The sequence below is a fragment of the Mycobacterium sp. genome (assembly GCF_029961025.1).
GTDB lineage: Bacteria > Actinomycetota > Actinomycetes > Mycobacteriales > Mycobacteriaceae > Mycobacterium.
Map to the genome: position 1 here is coordinate 246125 of NZ_JASBVP010000005.1, position 18486 is coordinate 264610.

An 18486-nucleotide genomic window follows, 5' to 3' on the forward strand; every position below is an offset into this window, starting at 1 on the left:
GTGACATTGACGGTGGCCGATATTGATCGGTGGAACGCTGAAGCGGTCCGCGCGGTGTTCCGCGCGGCCACCGCGCGGGGTCAGGCCACCTTGGAGGTGTCGCGCCAACTGGGGTCGTTGGCGGTGTTTGACACTTGGGAGGGCAAAACCGGCGAGGCCAGGAAGCACCAAAACGCGCTGATCCGCAAAGATCTTGATGCTCATGGCAACGAGGCGCTGGCGGTAGGCCGGGCCGCCGACCGGGCCGCCGACGGCATCGAGAACGTGCAGGCTCAGCTGCGCCAATTACGTGCCGATGCCACCGAGCTGCACATGTGGATCGACTCGTTGGCTAACAAGGTCGTGCCGAGTTCGACGTTCAACGGCTTGCCGATGGAGGCCTTAATCGCCGAAGAGGAGCTGCAACCTCGGCTGGATGCGATTCTAGCGGAGGCCAACGCGGTCGATGCGGAACTGGCGAGCGCAATCAATATGGCCGACGGCGACGCGCCCATCCCAGCCGATGCGGGCCCGCCGATCGGGCCCCAGGGGCTGACCCCCACCCAGCGGGAAAGTGACGCCAACCAGGAACGGTTACGCGAGGCACGCGCCAAACTTCAACACCGCATTGACGAGTTGCAGGCGCGCTGTGACCAGTTGGCGCAACACGGCGGTGGCAGCGCCGAGTTGCAGACCCTGCAGGATCAGCTGGGCGCCGCCCACAACCGGTTGGCCGAATTCGACTCCATCGACCAGGCGCTCAGCGAAGCACCCGAAACTTACTTGACGCAACTGCAGATCCCCGACGACCCCAGCCAGAAAGTTCTTTCGGCTGTGGCCGTGGGCAATCCCGACACCGCCACCAACATCTCGGTGAGTGTCCCCGGTCTGGGTTCCACCACCAAAGACTCTTTGCCGGATATGTGAACCGCCCTGGGTTCGATGGAGGCTCGGTTTATTGGATTCCGACCAGGGCTTGGTCGGTCCGTCTGCCAGCGTAGAACGTGTCCTCGAATTCTGCTGGCGGTAGGTGGCCGAGGTAGCCGTGCAACCGGGCGGTGTTGTGCCAGTGCACCCAGCCGAGGGTGGCTAGCTCGACGTCTTCGACGGTCTTCCACGGGCCGGGCCGCGCGGGACCGTAGATCAGCTCGGCCTTGTAGTAGCCGTTGACGGTCTCGGCCAGAGCGTTGTCGTAGCTGTCGCCTACGGTGCCGATCGAGGGCACTGCGCCGATCTCGGCGAGGCGCTCGGTATAGCGAAGCGAGGTGAACTGGCTGCCGGCGTCTGAGTGACAGCGCAAGCCCGCCAACACAGCTCCGCGCGACCAGCGGGCCATCTCAATGGCATCAAGCACCATCGTGGTGCGCATGTTCGAGGCCACCCGCCAGCCGACGATCATCCGGCTGAACACGTCGATGATGAAGCAGACGTAGGCCACCCCAGCCCAGGTGGGCACGAACGTCAGATCGGTCACCCACAGCTGGTTGGGGGCGTCTGCGGTGAAGTTCCGCTTGACCAGGTCCGGGTGGCGTTGGGCACCTTCTTCAGGTCGGGTGGTGCGGACCTTCTTGCCGCGGCGCACCCCGGCGATGCCGGCGGCGCGCATCAGCCGCGCTACCTGGTCGCGGCCGATGTCGTGGCCGGCCCTGACGGCGGCTTTGTGCAGCTTACGGGCGCCGTAGACGCTGTAGTTGTCCTCGAAGAGCTTGACCAGGACCGGACCCATGACCGCATCCCGGCAGGCTCGTTTCGACGGGCCGCGTTTCTTGGCAGCGTAGTAGGTGCTCGGGGCCACCGACACGCCTGCGCTGTGCAGCACGGTGCAGATGGGCTCGACCCCGAATTCTTCCCGGTTGGCGTCGATGAAGTCGACTATTTCTTGTGTTGGCGGTCGAGCTCCGCCCCGAAGAAACTCGCCGCTCGTTTCAGTATCTCGTTGGCGCGCTTGAGTTCTCGATTCTCCTGTTCGAGTTCCTTCATGCGTCGCGCCTCGGTGGTCGACACCCCGGGCTGATAGCCGTCGTCGATGTCGGCCTGGCGCACCCAGGTCCGCACCGACTCCACCCCGTAGCCAAGCTGATCGGCGACCCGGGCGACAACGCCGTGGTCGCTACCCAACTCCGCCCGTAATGTCCGGACCATCCGTACCGCTCCGGCCTTTTGCTCGGCGCTGTAGCGGCGACTCGTCGGCTTGCTCGGCGGTGACTGTTTCTTCGGCATGACTCCATCCTCGATTCCAAGGTCTGGAGCCTCCAGCATTTCCAGGGCGATTCAATGGTGCAAGAGGCGCGCAATCTGCAGAAGACGGCGCAAGACGAGCTTAACCGCCTTGGCCGTCCGGGTTCGGTGTCCACCATCGCATTTATGGGTTACGATCCGCCGTCGAACCCGATCCACACCGCCAGCCCGCGTGATCTGTGGCGCACGATCAGCGACGATCGGGCGCGGGCCGGGGCTGCGAACTTGTCGTCGTATCTTCAGCAGGTGCGGACCAACAACCCGACCGCTCATATCAGCGTGTTCGGGCACTCCTATGGATCGCTGACGGCGTCGCTGGCGTTGCAGCAGCTCAACGCCCAGGGCTTACATCCGGTCAATGACGCGGTGTTCTACGGCTCTCCGGGGCTGGAACTCACCAATCCCAGTCAACTCGGCCTGACCCACGGGCAGGCCTTTGTAATGCGGGCGGTCGGCGACGATCTGATTCCCGAGCTGGCCCCGCTTGCCCCGCTGCACGGCTGGGGGGTAGACGCGTATGGCGGGATGATGCCGGAGCTGTCCTCGCAAGCCGGGACGAGTGCCGACGGTGTCGTGCGGGCGGGCGTGCACAGTCACGCCGATTATTTGCGCGCCGTCGCTGGCCCGGGGGGTGAGTCGGTGCTGAGAATGTCGGGTTACAACCTGGCGGTCATCGCCGCAGGCATCGCCGATATGCCCGACGGCGCCAAGCAGTTGATGATGGCACCGACACCATTAAAGCCCTATCCACACGCGGGCGGATGATGATCCGGATCTGTTCGGGAGTTCTGGTAGTAGTGGTGTGTATGTCGATTTTTGGTTGCGGCGCAACGAATCCCGGACGGCATGGCAATCCGGGCCCGCAGCGGATGGCCAAGCTGGAGAACGGACTGCGTTCTAAGCCCTCGTTTGAGGCCGCGCGCGCCGAGTACATCGCGGCGATGGATCAGATGGCGATCGAGATTGCGGCCCTGGTACCCGGAATGAAGTGGACGGTCGATGAGAACAGCTGGGACCATTGCGGCGGCGAATATGTGTGGACACGTGCGGTGCAGGTCGTCGAACGCATCGTGTTCGATCGTGCGATTCCCGACGACCTGTGGCCGAAGGCGCTGCAGATCGTCAAGGATGGCGCCGCACGCTTCGGCGCCACAACTGTGACCGTTTTCGTCGACCAGCCCGGCAACAAAGATCTGGCCATCTCCGGTTCCGACGCCCAATTTCATTTCGGCAGCAAAGTGCAGACTGTATTGACCGCGACATCGGATTGTCGGATGCGTGAAACCGATACCCCGGCACCACCACCGTCGACGGGCCACCCGTAGACCTCGTCCGTGATGCGAAGGTTCAAACAAATCTATGGTCCAAACAAATCTGAGGAGACCGCTATCTCAAAAAGTCAAACCCCAGCATCGGCTGAGGACCAGCGGGCGGCGTACCGGAATTCAACCAACCTGCGGGAGATCTACCTCCGCCGCATCCTTACAGTGCTGAACTGGGCCTTGGCGCTGTTGAGCGTGCCGGGAGCGTTGTTCGTGATGGTTTTCGCCTTCGCAGCCGTGATGTCTACCGACCGTTGCGCCTACGAATACTGCCCGCGCCAAGGTCCCCCATCCAGCATCTTCGTCATGCTGCTTTACGGCGGCCCGTTTGTTGCCGCGCTAACAGTTGTCGCCTCATTCTGGACCGCAAAGCGTGGCTGGGGCATCCTCATTCCGTTGACCGCGTTAATCCTTCTGGCCAGTGATGTTACGGTCCTTTACCTTACATTCAGACCATAGCGAAGCAACCAGTGAAGCAACTATAGTGTCCTGGCCCGAGTGTTTCGCGGTCTCCTCCGAAGCGCCCCATGGATCGTGGTACCGTCGACCAGCCGCCGAGTACCCAGAAAGTCGTCGCAAGCGGGTCCCTCTCACGTGCGAAGGCCGCTTATTTCATGGTGGGGTTCAGCTGACCGATCCCGGACGACAAATGGATGCAAGCGGTGCAGATCGTAAGGGACGGCGCAAAACAATTCGGCGCCACCCACTATGGGGTTGCGAACTGTTGCGTGTTGAGTGCAGTTGAGTGTGCGTAAGTGTGTTTGGATTGGCGTTGTGAATCTGGCGGTGTGGGCCGAATCGGTTGGAGTGAACCGGCATACGGCTTATCGCTGGTTTTCGGGAGGGAACACTGCCGGTGCCCGCGGAGCGGGTGGGCCGGCTGATTCTGGTGCGCGCGACCCCGCCCGGCGAAAGCGCGCCGGGCGGCGTGGTGATCTATGCCCGGGTGTCCAGCCATGATCAGCGCGCCGATCTGGATCGCCAGGTGGCCCGGCTGACGGCGTGGGCGACCGAGCAGGATCTGACGGTACGGCAGGTCGTTGTCGAGGTCGGGTCGGGCCTGAACGGTAAACGCCCGAAGCTGCGCCGGATCTTATCTTGTCGGACCCGGATGCGAAGGTCATTGTTGTGGAGCATCCTGACCGGTTGGCCCGTTTCGGGGTGGAGCACCTGAAGGCGGTGTTGGCTGCGCAGGGCCGCCGGATCGTGGTGGCCGATCCCGGTGAGACGATCGATGATCTGGTGCGCGACATGATCGAAGTCCTCACGTCGATGTGTGCGCACGGCTGTATGGGCGGCGCGGGGCGCGAAACCGGGCGATGCGGGCGCTGGCTGCAGCTAAACGTGAACCAGGGAAGACCGCATGATCGTCGGGATGCGCACCAGGGCGCAGGCCGCGAGGGTGGCCGCGGCCACCGGTGGAGCGCATCTGGCGGGTAAGCCCAACCCCGATGGCACGCCGAGGTTGTCGCGGTATGTCGATGTGGGCGCCGATTTCGGGGCGCAGCGCAGCGCGGTGGAGTCGGTGTCGGTGCTGTTCGACCTTTATGACGGCGACGCCGCGGGCTACGCCCAGACGGGTTCACCCGGCGCGCCGTTGCACACCGGGTGGGCGGTGACGGCAGCGAAGTTCGAGGTCGAATGGCCCACAGAGCCGGAGCGGGCGGGGTTGGTGCGCTCGCATTTCGGGGCGCGACGCAAAGCGTTCAACTGGGGCTTGGCGAAAGTGAAAGCCGACCTGGACGCCAAAGCTGTTGATCCCGGCCACGCGTCGATCGGTTGGGATCTGGGTTCGCTGCGGTGGGCGTGGAACCGCGCTAAGGGTGAGGTGGCGCCGTGGTGGGCCGCCAATTCCAAAGAGGCCTACTCCTCGGGGCTGGCTGATCTGGCGCGGGCCCTGGATAACTGGTCGGCCAGCCGCAACGGCACCCGGCGGGGTCGCCGTGTGGGGTTTCCGCGGTTCACATCCGCGCGCCGCGACGCTGGCCGGGTGCGGTTCACCACCGGAGCGATGCGGGTGGAGGCCGATCGGCGCACCATCACCGTGCCCGTGATCGGGCCGCTGCGCTCCAAGGAGAACACCCGCCGGGTGCAGCGGCATGTCGCCTCGGGGCGGGCCCGCATCCTGAACATGACGCTCTCGCAGCGTTGGGGCCGGTTGTTCGTCTCGATCGGCTACGCGCTGCGCACACCGGCCACCGCGCGCACGGTCGCCGCGCCGACCGCGCGCGCCGGGGTTGATCTCGGGGTGCGCACGTTGGCCACCGTCGCCGTCCTCGACACCGCCACCGGTGAAGAGTCGATCGTCGAATACCCGAATCCGGCCCCGCTGAAAGCCACCCTGGCGGCGCGGCGGCGGGCCGGGCGTGAACTTTCCCGCCGCACCCCCGGCTCCCGCGGCCACCGGGCAGCGAAAGCCAAGCTGTCCCGGCTGGATCGCCGGTGCGTGCACCTGCGGCGGGACGCCGCCCACCAGCTCACCACCGAGCTGGCGGGCAGCTATGGCCACATCGTGATCGAAGACCTCGACGTGGCCGCCATGAAACGCAGCATAGGGCGGCGTGCCTACCGGCGCGCCGTCTCCGACGCGGCGATGGGTCCGATACGGCCGATGCTGGCCTACAAGACCGCCCGCTCTGGCGTGGTGCTCACCGTGGCGGATCGCTGGTTCCCGTCCAGCCAGATCCATCACGGCTGCACCACACCGGACGGCTCGCCGTGTCGGCTGATCGGCAAAGGGCGCATCGACAAATCGCTGGTGTGTCCGCGCACCGGCGAAGTCGTCGACCGTGATCGCAACGCCGCGCTTAATCTCCGTGACTGGCCGGAATACGCCAGTTGTGGTCCAGTCGGGACCACGGCCCCATCGGTACCCGGGCCAACCACACCGGTTGGTACAGGCCATGGCGCGGACACCGGAACATCCGGTGCCGGCGGAGCATCCATAAGACCCCGCCCGCGCGGGGCCGGAAGCGGAGAGGCCAAAACCCAAACCCGCACGGGGACGCCGCATGAGCGTGTGCAACTCAAACACACTCAACGGCAACGGTTATGAAAGACAAGCCCAAATGATCACGACGCATATTTCGCTGGCCCAGGCGGCGTCGAATTCAAGCTCGGAACCCAGAAAGCGTCATCACTCACGGCCCAGTCGGATTGCCGGATCAGCCAAACCGATACGCCAACCTCCTCGCCGACGCCGCATCCATAACGCGGATCGGTGACTGCTCCAAGCGGGCACTCGAAATCCTTGCCATCCACTGCGCATTGCCTGGACCGGTGGGCTCACCGTCGGCGAGCTGCAGCCCACATGATGTGAGCATATCGTACTCATTATATGAGTAAGCGTCTCCAAGTTCTGCTCGACCCAGACCAGTGGGAGCAGCTTCAAGAGATCGCCCGTCGGCACCGAACGACGGTGTCTGAGTGGGTTCGTCGCACCCTGCGCGAGGCGTGTGAACGGGAGCCGCGGGGCGACCTCAACGCGAAGCTGCGCACCATCCGCGCCGCCGTGCGTCATGAGTTTCCGACCGCCGACATCGAGCAGATGCTCGAGGAGATCGAGCGCGGACAGCGGGCGTTGCCGCCGAACGCACCGTGATTTTCGTCGACTCCAACATCCCGATGTATCTGGTGGGCGCATCGCACCCGCACAAGCTGGACGCGCAGCGTCTGCTGGAGTCGGCACTGTCGGCCGGCGAACGGTTGGTCACCGACGCCGTCGTGCTGCACGAGATTTGTCACCGCTACGTGGCAATCAACCGGGCACGGGATGCCCTGCACGTTGCCGTCATGGTTCGCCGTGACATCACCCAGCTGCTGAGCTTCGACCGCGGATTCGACGCTTATCCGGGAATCGAGCGTTTGGCTTAGTCCGAAGTTGCGGCGGTTTGGGTGGGTGGATTCGTGGCTGACGTGGGTTTTTGCTGGTGGTGTGGGGTCGTGGTTCTGGCTACGCGGCGGTCAGCGGGATGGGGGTGCCGATAAGGTCGAAGGCGCGGCGTTGGTCGGGGGTGGGTTCGGCCAGTGTGGGTACCGTGGCGTTGGTGCCGTGGTAGTGAATGTCGTTGCGGGTCAGGGTCGCTAGGTGATCGAGCAGGCCGCGGAAGCTGCGCAGCGGGTTACCGTCTGGGTCGTGCTGGGTCGAGGCTTTGGCCTGGGCCTGTGGTGAGCGTTGTGCGGGCGCGACGGGGTTGTCGCGGGCGGGTGGGTGTTCGTCGGTGAAGGTCAGCGACGCCCAGGCTTTACGCAGGTGCCAGACCAGGTAGCAGGCCAGCAGGCAGATCAGCACGTGGGCGCGGACACGCTTATCGAGGCGGTGATGGATGGGCCGCAGATCCAGATCATCGGCCTTGATGCTGCGGAAGTCGCGCTCGACGTGGGCGAGGTTTTTGTAGCTTTCCACCACGGCTGCTGGGGTGAGGGTATCGGCGTCGACGCTGGTGCGCAGCACGTAGATGCCATCGAGGCTGGCCTCGGCATCGATGCCGGCCTGGTCACGCTGGTAGGTGAAGCTGGTGTCGGTGATGGTGCGGTGAAAATGCTTGCCCACGTTGTGTTTGACGATGATCCGCCCAACGGCTTCACCGATCTTGCCTGCCCCCTTGAGGGTGCCGCGGGCCACCCGCTCGGCGATGGCGGCCAGGTCGGCCTCGGTGGCGGCTAGCAGCGCGGCGCGTTTGCGGGCCCGCTCGGCGGCCAGGGCGGGGTTGCGGCAGGCGATCAACCGTTCCCCGGGGTAGTCGGGGTGGGCGATCTCGGCGAGATCTTGGGTGTCGAACAGGCTCATCTGCAGCGGTCCCTTGTCGGCGGCCAGGGTGGCGATCTGGGGTGCACGCAGGGCGGTGATCCACCCGAAACCGGTTCCCGCATCGGTGTTAAGCTCTCTCAGTGCGCTGATGCGTGCACTGGTGATCATGCCGCGATCCCCCACCAGCACCAGCCGGGTCAACCCGAACGTGTCGCGCAGCACCTCGACGATGTCGGTGAACGCGACCGGGTCGGCGGTATCTCCGGAAAACACCCGCACCGCCACGGGGCGTCCGGCCGGGTCGGTGAGCACCCCGTAGTTGATCTGCGGCAGGCCCTTTTTGCCGTCGCGGGAATAGCCATGGGCGGCCAGCTCACAGCACCGCCCGGTCACCCATGAGCTGGTCAGATCGAACAACGCCATCCGTGACGGGTTCGCCGCTGGCCCAAGGTGTTTAGCGGCCAGCTTCTTCTCGATCGCGTCCTGACGATTCGCCAGCCAGTCCATCGCGGCATACACCTCATCGGTGGAGGCGCCAGCCACGTCCAGGTCGGGCCCCAAGGTGGTATCGGCCCACCGCGACAACGTTGACAGCTTGGACGCCGGACGGATCACCCGCGAAATAACCAACCCCAGCACCAGATCGCGGGATCGACACGCCGGACCCAGGAGCGCCGGAAACCCCAGCCGACGCGCCATCGCCGCCACTGCGGCCACATGCCCGTGCGGCAGCGAGCGGGTGATGGTGCAGGCCGACTGGGCAGGCACCATCACCTGTCCCTTCAGCGTCGCCTCGATCGCGGCGATCACCTCCGCGGGCAACTTGGACAGGTTGGCCAGGGTCTCGTGGCGGACCTTCGTCCCGTCGCGGTAGGTGCGACGCACCAGCACCGACTCATAGCGGTGCACGTTGCCGGCCTTGTCCACATATTTGCTCGGAGTCCGGGCTACGTGCATCCGCACAGGTTTGACCATAACTGAATATTACAAGGCGAACTCGTCAATCAATAGCATCAACACACCATATTCACTGGCTACACCTTCGGCAGACCAACCCGCACAGACCCCAGCTCAACCCCCAAATTGCCTAACTGACCCGCCGCAACTTCGGCTTAGTCCGAAGTTGCGGCGGTTTGGGTGGGTGGATTCGTGGCTGACGTGGGTTTTTGCTGGTGGTGTGGGGTCGTGGTTCTGGCTACGCGGCGGTCAGCGGGATGGGGGTGCCGATAAGGTCGAAGGCGCGGCGTTGGTCGGGGGTGGGTTCGGCCAGTGTGGGTACCGTGGCGTTGGTGCCGTGGTAGTGAATGTCGTTGCGGGTCAGGGTCGCTAGGTGATCGAGCAGGCCGCGGAAGCTGCGCAGCGGGTTACCGTCTGGGTCGTGCTGGGTCGAGGCTTTGGCCTGGGCCTGTGGTGAGCGTTGTGCGGGCGCGACGGGGTTGTCGCGGGCGGGTGGGTGTTCGTCGGTGAAGGTCAGCGACGCCCAGGCTTTACGCAGGTGCCAGACCAGGTAGCAGGCCAGCAGGCAGATCAGCACGTGGGCGCGGACACGCTTATCGAGGCGGTGATGGATGGGCCGCAGATCCAGATCATCGGCCTTGATGCTGCGGAAGTCGCGCTCGACGTGGGCGAGGTTTTTGTAGCTTTCCACCACGGCTGCTGGGGTGAGGGTATCGGCGTCGACGCTGGTGCGCAGCACGTAGATGCCATCGAGGCTGGCCTCGGCATCGATGCCGGCCTGGTCACGCTGGTAGGTGAAGCTGGTGTCGGTGATGGTGCGGTGAAAATGCTTGCCCACGTTGTGTTTGACGATGATCCGCCCAACGGCTTCACCGATCTTGCCTGCCCCCTTGAGGGTGCCGCGGGCCACCCGCTCGGCGATGGCGGCCAGGTCGGCCTCGGTGGCGGCTAGCAGCGCGGCGCGTTTGCGGGCCCGCTCGGCGGCCAGGGCGGGGTTGCGGCAGGCGATCAACCGTTCCCCGGGGTAGTCGGGGTGGGCGATCTCGGCGAGATCTTGGGTGTCGAACAGGCTCATCTGCAGCGGTCCCTTGTCGGCGGCCAGGGTGGCGATCTGGGGTGCACGCAGGGCGGTGATCCACCCGAAACCGGTTCCCGCATCGGTGTTAAGCTCTCTCAGTGCGCTGATGCGTGCACTGGTGATCATGCCGCGATCCCCCACCAGCACCAGCCGGGTCAACCCGAACGTGTCGCGCAGCACCTCGACGATGTCGGTGAACGCGACCGGGTCGGCGGTATCTCCGGAAAACACCCGCACCGCCACGGGGCGTCCGGCCGGGTCGGTGAGCACCCCGTAGTTGATCTGCGGCAGGCCCTTTTTGCCGTCGCGGGAATAGCCATGGGCGGCCAGCTCACAGCACCGCCCGGTCACCCATGAGCTGGTCAGATCGAACAACGCCATCCGTGACGGGTTCGCCGCTGGCCCAAGGTGTTTAGCGGCCAGCTTCTTCTCGATCGCGTCCTGACGATTCGCCAGCCAGTCCATCGCGGCATACACCTCATCGGTGGAGGCGCCAGCCACGTCCAGGTCGGGCCCCAAGGTGGTATCGGCCCACCGCGACAACGTTGACAGCTTGGACGCCGGACGGATCACCCGCGAAATAACCAACCCCAGCACCAGATCGCGGGATCGACACGCCGGACCCAGGAGCGCCGGAAACCCCAGCCGACGCGCCATCGCCGCCACTGCGGCCACATGCCCGTGCGGCAGCGAGCGGGTGATGGTGCAGGCCGACTGGGCAGGCACCATCACCTGTCCCTTCAGCGTCGCCTCGATCGCGGCGATCACCTCCGCGGGCAACTTGGACAGGTTGGCCAGGGTCTCGTGGCGGACCTTCGTCCCGTCGCGGTAGGTGCGACGCACCAGCACCGACTCATAGCGGTGCACGTTGCCGGCCTTGTCCACATATTTGCTCGGAGTCCGGGCTACGTGCATCCGCACAGGTTTGACCATAACTGAATATTACAAGGCGAACTCGTCAATCAATAGCATCAACACACCATATTCACTGGCTACACCTTCGGCAGACCAACCCGCACAGACCCCAGCTCAACCCCCAAATTGCCTAACTGACCCGCCGCAACTTCGGCTTAGTGATGCCGGCCCGTCAGTAGGGGACGCCGATTTTGCGCCACCGCCGCCCGGCGGTGCCGGGCTCCTGCGGTTGGGTGGCGACTCGGCTACGGATCACGATGTAGGGTCGCCACAAATACCACAGAGGGTAGCTCCACGCGTGCACCAGGCGGCTGAATGGCCACACCATGAAGATGGCCCAGGCGGCCGCGGCGTGCACCTGATACATGATGGGCGCGTTCTCGATTGCCGCCACATTCGGGCGGGCGGTGAACAGGCTGCGAAACCACACCGAGACCGTGTTGCGGTATTCGTAGCCGCCGCCGAGCTCCTCCTTGCCGATCGTCAGGTAGATACCCAGGATGACGATGATGCCGAGCAGGATCAGCGCCAGGTAGTCCACCGCGCTGGTGGTGGCGCGCACCCGTGGGATCGCCACTCGGCGAAACGTCAGGATTGCGGCGCCGATGAGGATGCCGATCGCGGCGATCGACCCGGCGATACCGGAGAACATCTGGTAGGCCTTCTCCGGGATGCCCAGCCAGTCGGTGAACGACTTGGGAACCAGGATGCCCAGGACGTGCCCGGCGATCGCGGCGAAGGTGGCGTAGTGAAACAGCGGCGAGCCCCACTTGAGCAGCCGCCGTTCCTGCAATTGGGTGGAGCGGCTGGTCCAGCCGAACTGGTCGTAGCGCCAGCGCCAGATGTGGCCCACCACGAACACCACGAAAGCGGTATAGGGCAGGATCACCCACCACAGCATGGACCACGCGCTCACGGCTGACCCCGATCCCCAGCCGCCCGGTAGCCGGCCAGGTATTCCGGCGGGGCGAACGGCTCCAGTCCGACCTCTTCACGGGGCGGGCCGGACTGCCATGCCGCCCGAACCTGCTGCAGCTCGAATTTGCCCAGCTTCGGCAGGCCGGCGGCGACCGCGGCGACGACGTCGGCATAGGGCGACTGGACATCCACCAGGGCGCGACGCAGCAGCTCCAGGTCGGCGCGGTGCCCGTAGAGCAGCCGCTCGCCACGCGGGCAGAGCGCGGCGAAGTCGAGCACCATCGGCAGGTAGTCGGGCAGCTCATCGTCGGAGGGAACAAAGCCCGCGTCGCGGTAGGCGGTCTTGAGCACCACCATCGCCATGCCGCGCTTGCGGGTGTCACCGTAGCGGTAGTAGGTCAGATACAGCGAGCAGCGGCGGCGCAGATCGAACGTCTGCACGTAGTGTCGCGCCACCTCGTTCGGCGGGGTGGCGCGCAGCCAGCCCAGGAACCGGCCGAACGACTCGCGCGCCGCCTTGGGAGCGGTGGTCGCCGCGAACGCGTCGAGTTCGTCGAGCCCGTCGAACAGGGCCGTCGTCGGGTACTGCAGCAGCACCGACGCCAGCTTGGCCGTCCGGGTGTTCATGCGCTACCCGGAAACATCCCGGGGACGCGGTCGCGTCCGTTCCAGTTGAGCAGGTTGAAACGCCTTGGGCCGCTGGTGGTTTGAGCCCCCGGGTGGTAAGCGCCGATGCCGTGCGGTCCCGGCGGGCCGTAGCCGCCCATCCCGGGTCCGCCGTCGGTGTCCAGGCTGCAGAACAACTGCTCATGCTGACCCATCAAGACGCCCGCCTCCTCGGCGTGGGCGGGCGGGATGACGTAGCGGTCTTCGTATTTCGCGATCGCCAGCAGCCGATAGAGGTCATCGAGATCATCAGCGCTGGCACCCACCGAGGCGGGCAGGTTCTCGTCGACCTGGAGCCCCAGCTGCCCGGCGCGCTGGATGGCCCGCACCGCGGCCAGCTTGCGCAACACGGCGCGCACCACCTCGGCGTCACCGGCGGTGAACAGGTTGGCCAGATACTCCATCGGGATGCGCAGTGCGTCGATGGTGGCGAACACGTTGTCCGGGTTGTTCTCGTCGTAGCCCGCCGCGTTCACCACATCGGCCACCGGCGACAGCGGCGGGATATACCACACCATCGGCAGCGTGCGGTATTCCGGGTGCAGCGGCAGGGCGACCTGGTGCCGCACGGCCAACTCGTAGACCGGTGAACGCTGCGCCGCCTGAATCCAGTCGTGCGGAATGCCCGCCCTGGCCGCTTCGGCCTGCACATCCGGGTCGTGCGGGTCGAGAAACACCCCCAGCTGGGCCCGGTAGAGGTCCTGGACGTCGGGGGTCGCCGCGGCGGCCAGCACCCGGTCGGCGTCGTAGAGGACCAAGCCCAGATACCGCAGCCGGCCCACACAGGTCTCCGAGCAGATCGTCGGCAGCCCCTGCTCCACCCGCGGATAGCAGAACGTGCACTTTTCCGCTTTGCCGGTGCGGTGGTTGAAGTAGACCTTCTTATACGGGCAGCCGGACACGCAAAATCGCCAGCCCCGGCAACGATCCTGGTCGACCAGCACGATGCCGTCCTCGGCGCGCTTGTACATCGCCCCCGACGGGCAGGAGGCCACACAGGACGGGTTGAGGCAGTGCTCGCAGATGCGCGGCAGGTAGAACATGAACACCTGCTCGAACTCCATCTTCACCCGGTCTTGCAGGCCGGCCAGGTCCGGATCGTCGACCGCCAGCTCGGGGGCACCGGCCAGATCGTCGTCAAAGTTGCTGCCCCACGTGACCGTCATGTCCCGCCCGGTCAGCGCGGAGATCGAATGCGCGCTCGGGTTTGCGGTGCCCAGCGGGGCGTCGATCACGGTCTGGTAGTCGTAGGTGAACGGCTCGCCGTAGTCGTCGATGCTGGGCAGGTCCGGGTTGTAGAAGATCGACAGCAGTCTGCGCAGCCGTCCACCCGCTTTGAGCTGAAGCCGGCCCTTGCGGTCCAGCGTCCAGCCCCCCTTCCATTGCTCCTGGTCTTCGTAGCGCTTCGGATAGCCGATGCCCGGCTTGGTTTCGACGTTGTTGAAGTAGACGTACTCGGTTCCCGGGCGGTTGGTCCACACCTGCTTGCAGGTCACCGTGCAGGTGTGGCAGCCGATGCACTTGTCGAGGTTCATCACCATCGCCACGTGGGCCATCACCCTCATCGGTAGGCCACCTCCTGCGAGCGCCGGCGGATGACGGTGATCTCGTCGCGCTGGTTGCCGGTGGTGCCGTAGTAGTTGAACCCGAACGACAGCTGCGCGTAGCCGCCGATCATGTGTGTCGGCTTGATCACCAGCCGGGTCAGTGAGTTGTCCCCGCCGCCGTGCCAGCCGGAGATCTCCGATTTCGGTGTCATCAGGTGGCGGTCCATGGCGTGGTACATGAACACCGTGCCCTTGGGCATCCGGTGGGTGACGACGGCCCGGGCGACCACCACGCCGTTGCGGTTGTAGGCCTCGATCCACTCGTTGTCTTTGACGCCGATGACGGCGGCGTCGGCCGGGCTCATCCAGATCACCGGCCCACCGCGGAACAGCCGCAGCATGTGCAGGTTGTCCTGGTATTCGGAGTGAATCGACCACTTCGAGTGCGGGGTCAGGTAGCGCACCGTGATTTCGGGCCGGCCGTCTTCGGCCAGTCCCTGCTCGCCGAAGTGGCGGGGATAGTTCAGCGGCGGACGGTACACCGGCAGCCACTCGCCGTATTCGGCGATCCAGTCGTGGTCGAGGAAAAAGTGCATTCGCCCGGTCAGTGTGTGCCAGGGTTTCTTGCGTTCGACGTTGACCACGAACGGTGAATAGCGCCGCCCGCCGGTCTCGCTGCCCGACCACTCCGGGGAGGTGATCACCGTCCGGGGCTGAACCTGGGTGTCCTCGAAGGTGATGTGCTCGCCCGCGCGTTCCTCGGCCAGGTCGGCCAGGCGCACCCCGGTGCGCTCTTCCAGCGCCTGCCACCCCTGCATGGCGACCGCGCCGTTGGTGGTGCCCGACAGCGCGAGGATCGCCTCGGCCATGTGCACGTCGCGGGTGAGCGACGGGCGCCCGTGAGCGATTCCGCCGCGGACGGTGCCGTTTCGGCGGGCCAGATAGTCCACGGCGGCGGTGGGTTTCCAGGTGATGCCCTTGCACGGGGTGCCCGCCACCTCGATCGCCGGGCCGAGCGCGGCCATCTTCTCGGCGACCGCGCTGTAGTCGCGTTCGATCGTCACCAGGTGCGGCATGGTTTGCCCGGCCACCGGGTCGCATTCGCCGCGCCGCCAGTCCCGCACCAGACCGCCGGGCTGGGCGAGCTCGTCGGCCGTGTCGTGCAGCAGCGGCGCGGCGATCACATCGGTGCGGGTGCCCAGGTGCTTGGCCGCCAGCCGGGAGAAGTCGCGGGCGATGGTGGTGAACGCGTCGAAGTCGGTGCGGGCCTCCCACGGCGGGGCGATGGCCGGGTTGAACGAGTGCACGAACGGGTGCATATCCGTGGTGGAGATGTCGTGTTTTTCGTACCAGGTGGCCGCCGGCAACACGACATCGGAGTAGCTGCAGGTGCTGGTCATCCGGAAATCGATGGTGACAGCCAGGTCGAGCTTGCCGCACGGCGCCTCCTCGCGCCAGCGCACCTCGACCGGCCGCAGCCGCTCGGGTGTCTCCTCGGCGCGCACCGCGTGGTGGGTGCCGAGCAGGTGGCGCATGAAGTACTCCATGCCCTTACCCGACGACCCCAGCAGGTTCGCCCGCCAGACCGTCAGCACCCTCGGGAAATTCACCGGGTCATCCGGATCCTCACCGGCGAAACGCAAACGGCCCGTTCGCAGTTCGTCGACCACATAGTCGGCGACGGGCTTGCCGGCCCGGGCGGCTTCATCCGCGAGGTCCAGGGGGTTGCGGTCGAAGGTCGGAAACGACGGCGTCCATCCCAGCCGGGTCGCCTGGGCCAGCGCGTCGGCCATCGCCCGGCCCCGGAACAGGCCCCGGCCCAGCGGGCTGGCCAACTCGTCGGCGCCGAACTGCTCGTATCGCCACTGGTCGGTGTGCAGGTAGAAAAACGACGTTCCGGTCATGTGGCGGGTGGGCCGCTGCCAGTCCAGCGCGAAGGCGATCTGTTGCCAGCCGGTGAGCGGACGCACCTTCTCCTGGCCCACGTAGTGCGCCCAGCCGCCGCCGTTGACCCCCTGGCAGCCGCAGAGCATGGTCAGCGTGAAAAAGGTGCGATAGATCTGGTCGGAGTGAAACCAATGGTTGGTGCCGGCACCCATCGCGATCATCGACCGGCCGCCGGAAAGCTCCGCGCTGCGGGCGAATTCACGGGCCACCCGTACGGCGGCGGGGGCCGGCACCGAGGTGATCTCCTGCTGCCAGGCCGGGGTGTACGGCTGGGTGGTGTCGTCGTAGCTGGTCGGCCACTCGCCCGGCAATCCTTCCCGGCGCACCGCGTAGTGGGCCATCAGCAGGTCGAACACCGTCGTCACCAGCCGGTTGCCCAGCCGCAGCACCGGAACGCCGCGGCGGACCACGCCGCCGCCCTCGGTGTCGCCGATGTCGAAGCGCGGTAGGTCGACGGCCACCGCGTCGGCGGTGCGGCCGTGCAGCGTCAGCACCGGGTCGATGTCGCCGAGCTCGAGGTTCCAGTGGCCTTTGCCGGCGTCGCCGTAGTGATCGGCCAGGGTGCCGTTGGGGATGACCGGACGCCCGGTCACCGCGTCCAGCAGCACCGTTTGGTGCGGGGCGCGTTCGTCCTGGTGACCCAGGTGCGCCGCGGTGAGGAACCGGTCCGGAACGTAGGCCTCGCCGTCGGTGTCGCCGCGCTTTCGCAAGGTGACCAAGAAAGGCAGATCGGTATAGGTCTTCACGTACCGCTGGAAGTAGGGCACCTGGCGGTCCCGGAAAAACTCCGAGAGGATCACGTGCCCCATCGCCATCGCCAGCGCACCGTCGGTGCCCGGCGCGCAGGCTAGCCAGTCGTCGGCGAACTTGGTGTGATCGGAGTAGTCGGGGCTCACGACGACGACCTTCTGCCCGCGGTAGCGCGCCTCCACCATGAAATGCGCGTCCGGGGTGCGGGTGATGGGCAGATTGGTCCCCCAGATGATCAGGTAGGCGGCGTTCCACCAGTCGCCCGACTCGGGCACGTCGGTCTGATCCCCATACACCTGCGGGGACGCCAGTGGCATGTCGGCGTACCAGTCATAAAAGGACAGGATCGTCCCGCCGATCATCGACAAGAACCGGGTGCCCGCCGCATACGACACCTGCGACATTGCGGGGATCGGCGAGAAACCCACCACCCGGTCCGGTCCGTAGGCCTTGATGGTGTGCACATGCGCGGCCGCGATCAGCTCGCTGGCCTCCTCCCACGTCGAACGCAGGAATCCGCCCTTGCCGCGGGCCTGCTTGTAGCGCGCCGCACGTTCGGGGTCGCCGGTGATCTCCGCCCACGCCTGCACCGGGTCGCCCAGCCGGGCCCGGGCCTCCCGCCACATCTCCAGCAGGGGCTGGCGGATGTAGGGGTAGCGCACCCGGGCCGGCGAGTAGGTGTACCAGGAGAACGACGCCCCCCGCGGGCAGCCGCGCGGCTCGTATTCGGGGCTGTCCGGACCCACCGAGGGGTAGTCGGTCGCCTGGGTCTCCCAGGCGATGATGCCCTCCTTGACGTAGACCTTCCAGGAGCACGAGCCGGTGCAGTTCACCCCGTGGGTCGAGCGGACCTCTTTGCCGTGCCGCCAGCGCTGGCGGTAGAACTCTTCCGCCCCGCGCCCGCCGCGGCGATGGACCTCGCGATGGTCGGGGGTGGGTGTTCCGGGCGTGAAGAACTGTGCCTTGCGCAACAGCGACTCGACGGGTTCCCCGCCGGGCAGCAGCGGCGCCAGGTAGGCCTGTGGGGCCGATGGCGGGCGGCCGGCGATGGGGCGGTCTTCGGGCCGTTGTTGCGGCGACGCCCGGGTCTCGGGGTGTGCGGTGTCAACCACTTCGGTGTCCCATCAGGCGTGGCCTCCTCTGGCCGGCGGAGCTATCCGTCCCGGTCGGATAGGTGGATTAGGGTAGTGACCCGGCGCGCCTCCGGGGCGGTGGCCGATGCTCCGATTTCGCATACGCCTCGCTATCCGTAATACCACCGGTTGGGGGTTGGGCCGGCATCGTTTTTACAACGACAGCTCAGGAAATTACCCGCATGGCGCCAAGACGTCGACCCCGCATGCCGGTGGCAATCGGTCTGTGTCAGCGAAATTAGGGCGAAACATGTTGGCCGACACAAGCATTAGGGGAAGTAGGGCC

At 66.0% G+C, this 18486-nt stretch carries 12 protein-coding genes, 5 pseudogenes and 1 other annotated feature; of the genes and pseudogenes, 10 read left to right on the top strand and 7 right to left on the bottom strand.

Annotated elements, in window-relative coordinates; all coding sequences use genetic code 11:
- Positions 1-897 (top strand): annotated as a pseudogene (locus QJR12_RS07630) (alpha/beta hydrolase); the annotation flags it as partial.
- 37 nt (positions 898-934) lie between these two features.
- Here the strand turns inward: QJR12_RS07630 and QJR12_RS07635 are convergent.
- A protein-coding gene (locus QJR12_RS07635) for an IS3 family transposase (RefSeq protein WP_300576643.1) occupies positions 935-2199 on the bottom strand; the annotation gives its coding sequence in 2 pieces (ribosomal slippage) (positions 935-1893 and positions 1893-2199; 1266 coding nt in all).
- Positions 1766-1897: a sequence feature (AL1L pseudoknot), on the bottom strand. It overlaps the preceding gene by 132 nt.
- A 54-nt stretch (positions 2200-2253) precedes the next feature.
- Between QJR12_RS07635 and QJR12_RS07640 the strand changes: the two are divergent.
- The 9 genes and pseudogenes from QJR12_RS07640 to QJR12_RS07680 form a co-directional block, all read left to right on the top strand.
- Positions 2254-2982, top strand: a pseudogene (locus tag QJR12_RS07640) (alpha/beta hydrolase); the annotation flags it as partial.
- Positions 2979-3542: an LppA family lipoprotein gene (locus QJR12_RS07645; protein ID WP_300580314.1), complete on the top strand. Its 564-nt coding sequence runs from the start codon at positions 2979-2981 to the stop codon at positions 3540-3542. The pseudogene QJR12_RS07640 and the gene QJR12_RS07645, both read left to right, overlap by 4 nt.
- A gap of 12 nt (positions 3543-3554) precedes the next feature.
- Positions 3555-3998 carry a hypothetical protein gene (locus QJR12_RS07650; protein WP_300580316.1) on the top strand — a complete coding sequence of 148 codons (444 nt, stop codon included), beginning with the start codon at positions 3555-3557 and terminating at the stop codon, positions 3996-3998.
- 131 nt (positions 3999-4129) lie between these two features.
- Positions 4130-4255, top strand: a pseudogene (locus tag QJR12_RS07655) (LppA family lipoprotein); the annotation flags it as partial.
- 58 nt (positions 4256-4313) lie between these two features.
- Positions 4314-4906: pseudogene (locus tag QJR12_RS07660) on the top strand (IS607 family transposase).
- Complete coding sequence (gene tnpB, locus QJR12_RS07665; protein ID WP_300580319.1) at positions 4903-6594, top strand: IS607 family element RNA-guided endonuclease TnpB; 1692 nt, start codon at positions 4903-4905, stop codon at positions 6592-6594. The pseudogene QJR12_RS07660 and the gene tnpB overlap by 4 nt, the downstream one beginning before the upstream one ends.
- Positions 6595-6603: 9 nt before the next feature.
- Positions 6604-6750: pseudogene (locus QJR12_RS07670) on the top strand (LppA family lipoprotein); the annotation flags it as partial.
- A gap of 126 nt (positions 6751-6876) precedes the next feature.
- Positions 6877-7140 carry a ribbon-helix-helix protein, CopG family gene (locus QJR12_RS07675; RefSeq protein ID WP_300580321.1) on the top strand — a complete coding sequence of 88 codons (264 nt, stop codon included), beginning with the start codon at positions 6877-6879 and terminating at the stop codon, positions 7138-7140.
- Positions 7137-7412, top strand: a complete 276-nt coding sequence (locus tag QJR12_RS07680; RefSeq protein ID WP_300580323.1) for a type II toxin-antitoxin system VapC family toxin — start codon at positions 7137-7139, stop codon at positions 7410-7412. Before QJR12_RS07675 ends, QJR12_RS07680 begins: the two co-directional genes overlap by 4 nt.
- 79 nt (positions 7413-7491) lie before the next feature.
- Here the strand turns inward: QJR12_RS07680 and QJR12_RS07685 are convergent, their stop codons facing one another.
- The 6 genes from QJR12_RS07685 to QJR12_RS07710 form a co-directional block, all read right to left on the bottom strand.
- Positions 7492-9264, bottom strand: a complete 1773-nt coding sequence (locus QJR12_RS07685) for an IS1634 family transposase (RefSeq protein ID WP_300575500.1) — start codon at positions 9262-9264, stop codon at positions 7492-7494.
- Positions 9265-9484: 220 nt separating this feature from the next.
- Positions 9485-11257 (bottom strand): IS1634 family transposase, encoded by a 1773-nt coding sequence (locus QJR12_RS07690; protein WP_300575500.1) that lies wholly within the window; start codon positions 11255-11257, stop codon positions 9485-9487.
- Between the two features lie 154 nt (positions 11258-11411).
- Entirely contained in the window at positions 11412-12155 is a 744-nt protein-coding gene (narI, locus tag QJR12_RS07695; protein WP_300580326.1) for a respiratory nitrate reductase subunit gamma, read from the bottom strand.
- Positions 12152-12784, bottom strand: a complete 633-nt coding sequence (gene narJ / locus QJR12_RS07700) for a nitrate reductase molybdenum cofactor assembly chaperone (protein WP_300580329.1) — start codon at positions 12782-12784, stop codon at positions 12152-12154. Before narJ ends, narI begins: the two co-directional genes overlap by 4 nt.
- The gene (gene narH, locus QJR12_RS07705) at positions 12781-14388 is read right to left on the bottom strand and encodes a nitrate reductase subunit beta (RefSeq protein WP_300580332.1); all 1608 of its coding nucleotides are present in this window, start codon (positions 14386-14388) and stop codon (positions 12781-12783) included. The genes narJ and narH overlap by 4 nt, the downstream gene beginning before the upstream one ends.
- Positions 14385-18080: a nitrate reductase subunit alpha gene (locus QJR12_RS07710; RefSeq protein ID WP_300580498.1), complete on the bottom strand. Its 3696-nt coding sequence runs from the start codon at positions 18078-18080 to the stop codon at positions 14385-14387. Before QJR12_RS07710 ends, narH begins: the two co-directional genes overlap by 4 nt.
- Positions 18081-18486 lie beyond the last annotated feature (406 nt).

What these genes read in the sequence shown, in the direction of transcription:
- QJR12_RS07645 (WP_300580314.1), top strand. Translation starts at nt 2,979, where the DNA reads ATGATGATCCGGATCTGTTCGGGAGTTCTGGTAGTAGTGGTGTGTATG.
- QJR12_RS07650 (WP_300580316.1), top strand. Translation starts at nt 3,555, where the DNA reads ATGCGAAGGTTCAAACAAATCTATGGTCCAAACAAATCTGAGGAGACC.
- tnpB (WP_300580319.1), top strand. Translation starts at nt 4,903, where the DNA reads ATGATCGTCGGGATGCGCACCAGGGCGCAGGCCGCGAGGGTGGCCGCG.
- QJR12_RS07675 (WP_300580321.1), top strand. Translation starts at nt 6,877, where the DNA reads ATGAGTAAGCGTCTCCAAGTTCTGCTCGACCCAGACCAGTGGGAGCAG.
- QJR12_RS07685 (WP_300575500.1), bottom strand. Translation starts at nt 9,264, where the DNA reads ATGGTCAAACCTGTGCGGATGCACGTAGCCCGGACTCCGAGCAAATAT.
- QJR12_RS07690 (WP_300575500.1), bottom strand. Translation starts at nt 11,257, where the DNA reads ATGGTCAAACCTGTGCGGATGCACGTAGCCCGGACTCCGAGCAAATAT.
- narJ (WP_300580329.1), bottom strand. Translation starts at nt 12,784, where the DNA reads ATGAACACCCGGACGGCCAAGCTGGCGTCGGTGCTGCTGCAGTACCCG.
- narH (WP_300580332.1), bottom strand. Translation starts at nt 14,388, where the DNA reads ATGAGGGTGATGGCCCACGTGGCGATGGTGATGAACCTCGACAAGTGC.